Source organism: Bacteroides sp. BFG-606 (assembly GCF_024788145.1).
Taxonomy (GTDB): domain Bacteria; phylum Bacteroidota; class Bacteroidia; order Bacteroidales; family Bacteroidaceae; genus Bacteroides; species Bacteroides vicugnae.
Genome location: NZ_JANUIL010000003.1, coordinates 1 through 4198, shown reverse-complemented (window position 1 = coordinate 4198; position 4198 = coordinate 1). Strand labels below are relative to the sequence as shown.

Here is a 4198-nt window from a genome sequence, read left to right as displayed (position 1 = left end):
AATTCGTAAAGTTAGATGTTTATTTATTCCCCTTTTGTTCCCTTGCCTGCTCTTGGTAGTATTCATAATACTGCTTGTAGTTGTCCCGGTCTTTGGCTGCATCCGTCCAAAGATAGCACATGAAACAAGCGAACAATAGGGAGATAACAGCACAAAGGATTGAGTAGAACGAAATTCGTTTGTCCACATAACCGCCGTTTTTCATTCTGTACCCCTGCCGTTCAAAGTCCGCCAACACGTTTTTTAGGCGATTTTCGGCACTTTCAAGGCTTTTCCCGTCTATTTGTACCTTTCGGGCTGTTGCGTCCTCTATGCGCTTCGTATAGACTTCAACACGCTTTAGTTCTTGATACACCAGTTCTACCGCAAGCTGCGGGTTTACCCTTGGCGTTGTATCTTTTCTTTTCCGGGGGCTGTACTGTCCCTGCTTAACGTTGGAAGCTGCCGCTTCCGGGTGTGAGTTTGTTTCCATGAGATATGTTCATTGAGTTGCACTTCAGTTTGCTTTGTGTCCGCTCGATATGGGCGAGAGTGTAGCCTTTCCCTATCTCGCTTGCCTTATACTCCGTACCGCTTCGGGCTGTGACATAGTAGCCGTTAAGTTTCCCGGTGCTTGCCCTGGCTTCCCGGACTTTAAAACCTCTCTTACCAAGTTCTTCCTTGAATTTGGTAAAGTCAAAGCCCTGCATCTTCTTCAATACGCCGTCCATGGCTTCCTTGATTTCCGCTTTGTTGACTTTGCCAATGTCCTGCGACTGTACAAAGTTCCGTTCCTTGGCTATGGCATTGGCGGCTTCCGTTGCCTTTTTCCCTATCCAGTTGTCCCGGTACAGTTCCCCAGAAAGGGAAACCCGGTTTGCCAGTATGTGCAGGTGGGCTTGCTCTTTCTTGCTCTCCGTACCGCTGTGCCGGATGATGATGTACTGGTGGTTCGCCAACCCCATGCGCTGCATGAAGTCGTTACCAAGTTCCGCCCAGTCCGCATCCGTAAAGGTGGCGCTTTCCTCTATCGAGGGGCTGACCTCGAAACGTAGGCAGTTGTTTTTTACGTTCGGAAAATCAATGTGATACGGTTTCATTTCCTGCACCATTTCCGCACCAGTACACCCATAAAGTTCATGCCGGGCTATCTCGGTGGCTACTGCCTGCCCGTTTATCTCTTTGGCGAGGTCGTACTCCAATGCCGCCACACCATGTGATATGCTTTTCCCTTTCCCTATCATCGTGAGAGTATTTTTTTGAGCTCTGTAATTAGTGCCCGGTTCTCCTCGAACACTTCCCGGTACTGGCGACCACCGAAGTAGTTGTTCAGCCGTTGGAGCGTTCCTTTCAACTGGGCTATGTCCCGGAGAAGCTGCCGTTCCTCCTCGGTGTACCTCTCCCTTGGGCGCCCCCCAAGGGACAAACTCCGGCAGTATTCCGATACGCTTAGACTGCACCGGGCTGCCTGCTCCGCAAGTGCGTCCTTTTCAAGTTCGGTACACCGGAATGTAATCTTTTCGTTCCGTCTTAGTTCCATGCCACAAAGGTAATCTTAAAATCTTTTTGAGCAAAGCGAGAAAAGCAAGAATTGTCCGACAAGGACACTTCTTGCTATATATACACATGCCGCATGGGAATACATCCACGCCAACCGCCCAGCAAAAAGCCCCGGCGTGTTAGAAAATCCCCCACAGCCTAACAAATTCTACCCCATTTCTACCCAAGGGGATTACACGCCGCAGAAGTCATCCGGGAACATGTCTTCCAGTTCGTCCAAATCAATGGTTTCTTCTTCGGACACCTCCACCCATTCAATGTTTTCTTTCCCTCTTATCGCACATGAGTACATCTCGGCGGCGGCAAGAGAAGAGAACACCTCGTGCATAGGCTCGCCGTTCTCTAACCAGTAAACACAATATTCGACCATAACAGTTTTATCATTTATCGTTGTCCAGTAAACACAATATTCGACCATAACAGTTTTATCATTTATCGTTGTAATGCCCCTCTACCTCCAAGATGTAGACCTCTACCACTTCCTCGTAAATGTCATAGATTATCCGGTCATGGGCGGTAATGTGTCGAGACCATGTAATATCCCCACCGCCCCTTAACGCTTCGGGATGCCCAAGCCCAGTCTTAGGGTGCTCTAACAATTCTTTGTAGATTTTCTTATACTTCTTGAACAAATTGGGGTTTGATTTCTTCCATTTGGCAATCACCTTATCCACCCCGTCGGAAACCCTAATTGTGTACATCATAGACTATCGAAATAAGCGTCAATATCCTCACTGCTTTTGAGGGTAACACACTTTCCGGATTTGATTTCTTCCCTTGCCTTGTCAATCCTTGCTTGCAGCTCCGGGGTTATCATCAAATCTTCACGACCAACTTTTACCAAAGCGTAAATCTCGTTTTTCCTGCGAATTAGTACCTGCTCGCCATTGTCAGCTTTGGTGAAAGACGCTGCGAGGTTGTTACGGTATTCTCTTACTGATAATGCTTCCATATCTGTTTGCTTTTAAATTCAGCACAAAGATAGCTATATTTCAATAAAATACAAACATTTTGTACACAAACGTGTACACGCCATAAAAACCCGTTTCCAATCCTACCGCCCGTTGGTTGGTTTTGCTTTGCTCTTTTTCCCTATCGTTTTTCTTTTTCCGACAGTAAATCAACCACTTAGCTCTATAAATTCCCCTTGTCTGTTATAAGCATCGTCTGTAATATGCTCTATCACTTCTTCGCAAACGCCCATAAATAAAGGGATTAGAACATGTGTTTCCCCACACTTTGGGAGTTTAGTCCCCACACTTTGGGAGTTTAAAAGTAAATTAGTCCCCACACTTTGGGAGTTTTACCCCCCCTTTTTTTTGTTTTAATGTGGGGATTGTGTATATTTGCAGCAAATCAATCGTTTATGAAAAAGAAACTACCTATTACCAAGAATAAAGATGTTGTTGTTTCATGGGTATATACATGGTCAAAACAGCAAGACATGTCCATACACGAACAAAGAATAGTTCTTCGCATACTGGAAGCGTGCCAAGCTGAACTAAAGGGAGTAAAACTGAAAGATTATGCAGGCACGAAACGCAAGTTTGAGCATGGACTTTGGGATGTTGATGCACAAATGCATGTATCTGACGTTATTTTTTCCGGACGTGATTACAATGAAATCATAGCCGCACTCGATTCTTTGGCAGGACGTTTTTTTACTTACGAAGATGACGAGGAATGGTGGAAGTGCGGATTTATATCTAACCCAAAATATAAAAAACGCACTGGCATTATAACCTTTCGTGTGTCTAACGACCTTTGGGATGTGTTTACCAAGTTCGCCAAGGGGTACAGAGAATTTGAGTTAAACAAGGCTCTTGCGCTACCTACTGGGTATTCCCTTAGGTTTTACATGTTAATGAGTGGGCAGGTGTACCCTTTGGATATATCCCTTGAAAACTTGAAAGACCGTCTTGGCATACCTGCGGACAAATACAAGGACAAGAACGGAAAAGACAGAATAGATCATTTTGAGGAAAGAGTTTTGAAACCAGCAAAGGCTGCGCTTGATGAGAGCTGCCCATACACTTTCAACTACGTGAAAGTGCGTGAAAACCCAAACAACAAACGTAGCAAGGTGACCGGGTTTAGGTTCTACCCGGTCTATCAACCACAGTTCAGGGATGAAGAACTGGAAGGGAAAGATTTGCAGGCAAAGGTTACAGCACGATATCAGATAGACAGCCATGTGTACGAGTACCTCCGTTATTCCTGCGGCTTCACATCGGAAGAGATAAACCGGAACAAAGAGACATTCATAACGGCACAAGAAAAGATAACCGACCTTATCGGAGAACTGGCTCTCCTAAACGGAAAATCACGAGAAAAGAACAATCCGAAAGGGTGGATTATAAACGCCCTTAAAGGGAAAATCAAGGATAAGTAACAAGATTACCCGGAGTGTTTCAGCCGGGTAATCTTGTCAAATCAGAGGAACGATTTCCATTTCTACACCAAGTTCTTTCATCTGCTGTTGTATTTCCTCGCTGCTTAGTTTCTCTCTCGCCAGTGCAAGCCCATGAAAGGCGTCCCAGCCTGCCGGCTTCGAAACGATACTACCGTTTAGGACGGCATGGGTGATTTCGCCGCCGGACTTCGCACCCTTGTTCAGTATGAAGAAGAACCGGGGTTCTTCGTGTTCCGTTGTTCCCAT

Annotated in this window: 8 protein-coding genes; 1 reads left to right on the top strand and 7 read right to left on the bottom strand. The window is 45.7% G+C overall.

The features are described 5' to 3' along the window. Positions 1 to 19 precede the first annotated feature (19 nt). The 6 genes from mbpC to NXV01_RS25780 form a co-directional block, all read right to left on the bottom strand. Positions 20 to 472, bottom strand: a complete 453-nt coding sequence (mbpC, locus tag NXV01_RS25800) for a mobilization protein MbpC (protein ID WP_004295511.1) — start codon at positions 470 to 472, stop codon at positions 20 to 22. Beyond that, entirely contained in the window at positions 429 to 1223 is a 795-nt protein-coding gene (gene mbpB, locus NXV01_RS25795; protein ID WP_007560590.1) for a mobilization protein MbpB, read from the bottom strand. Before mbpB ends, mbpC begins: the two co-directional genes overlap by 44 nt. Then, positions 1220 to 1519, bottom strand: a complete 300-nt coding sequence (mbpA, locus tag NXV01_RS25985; RefSeq protein WP_004327437.1) for a mobilization protein MbpA — start codon at positions 1517 to 1519, stop codon at positions 1220 to 1222. Before mbpA ends, mbpB begins: the two co-directional genes overlap by 4 nt. Positions 1520 to 1711: 192 nt before the next feature. Then, positions 1712 to 1909, bottom strand: a complete 198-nt coding sequence (locus NXV01_RS25790; RefSeq protein WP_004295503.1) for a hypothetical protein — start codon at positions 1907 to 1909, stop codon at positions 1712 to 1714. 58 nt (positions 1910 to 1967) lie between these two features. Next, entirely contained in the window at positions 1968 to 2243 is a 276-nt protein-coding gene (locus tag NXV01_RS25785) for a type II toxin-antitoxin system YoeB family toxin (RefSeq protein ID WP_004327436.1), read from the bottom strand. Next, positions 2240 to 2491, bottom strand: a complete 252-nt coding sequence (locus tag NXV01_RS25780; protein WP_004295507.1) for a hypothetical protein — start codon at positions 2489 to 2491, stop codon at positions 2240 to 2242. The genes NXV01_RS25785 and NXV01_RS25780 overlap by 4 nt, the downstream gene beginning before the upstream one ends. A gap of 414 nt (positions 2492 to 2905) precedes the next feature. Here NXV01_RS25780 and NXV01_RS25775 point away from each other — a divergent pair, with 414 nt between their 5' ends. Continuing rightward, positions 2906 to 3931, top strand: a complete 1026-nt coding sequence (locus NXV01_RS25775; protein ID WP_118409018.1) for a replication initiation protein — start codon at positions 2906 to 2908, stop codon at positions 3929 to 3931. Positions 3932 to 3967: 36 nt separating this feature from the next. Here NXV01_RS25775 and NXV01_RS25770 read toward each other — a convergent pair whose 3' ends face one another. Further along, positions 3968 to 4198, bottom strand: a complete 231-nt coding sequence (locus tag NXV01_RS25770; RefSeq protein WP_004295510.1) for a hypothetical protein — start codon at positions 4196 to 4198, stop codon at positions 3968 to 3970.

Excerpts from the sequence above, each read along its gene's own strand:
- mbpC (WP_004295511.1), bottom strand. The coding sequence starts at position 472 with ATGGAAACAAACTCACACCCGGAAGCGGCAGCTTCCAACGTTAAGCAG.
- mbpB (WP_007560590.1), bottom strand. The coding sequence starts at position 1,223 with ATGATAGGGAAAGGGAAAAGCATATCACATGGTGTGGCGGCATTGGAG.
- mbpA (WP_004327437.1), bottom strand. The coding sequence starts at position 1,519 with ATGGAACTAAGACGGAACGAAAAGATTACATTCCGGTGTACCGAACTT.
- NXV01_RS25790 (WP_004295503.1), bottom strand. The coding sequence starts at position 1,909 with ATGGTCGAATATTGTGTTTACTGGTTAGAGAACGGCGAGCCTATGCAC.
- NXV01_RS25785 (WP_004327436.1), bottom strand. The coding sequence starts at position 2,243 with ATGATGTACACAATTAGGGTTTCCGACGGGGTGGATAAGGTGATTGCC.
- NXV01_RS25780 (WP_004295507.1), bottom strand. The coding sequence starts at position 2,491 with ATGGAAGCATTATCAGTAAGAGAATACCGTAACAACCTCGCAGCGTCT.
- NXV01_RS25775 (WP_118409018.1), top strand. The coding sequence starts at position 2,906 with ATGAAAAAGAAACTACCTATTACCAAGAATAAAGATGTTGTTGTTTCA.
- NXV01_RS25770 (WP_004295510.1), bottom strand. The coding sequence starts at position 4,198 with ATGGGAACAACGGAACACGAAGAACCCCGGTTCTTCTTCATACTGAAC.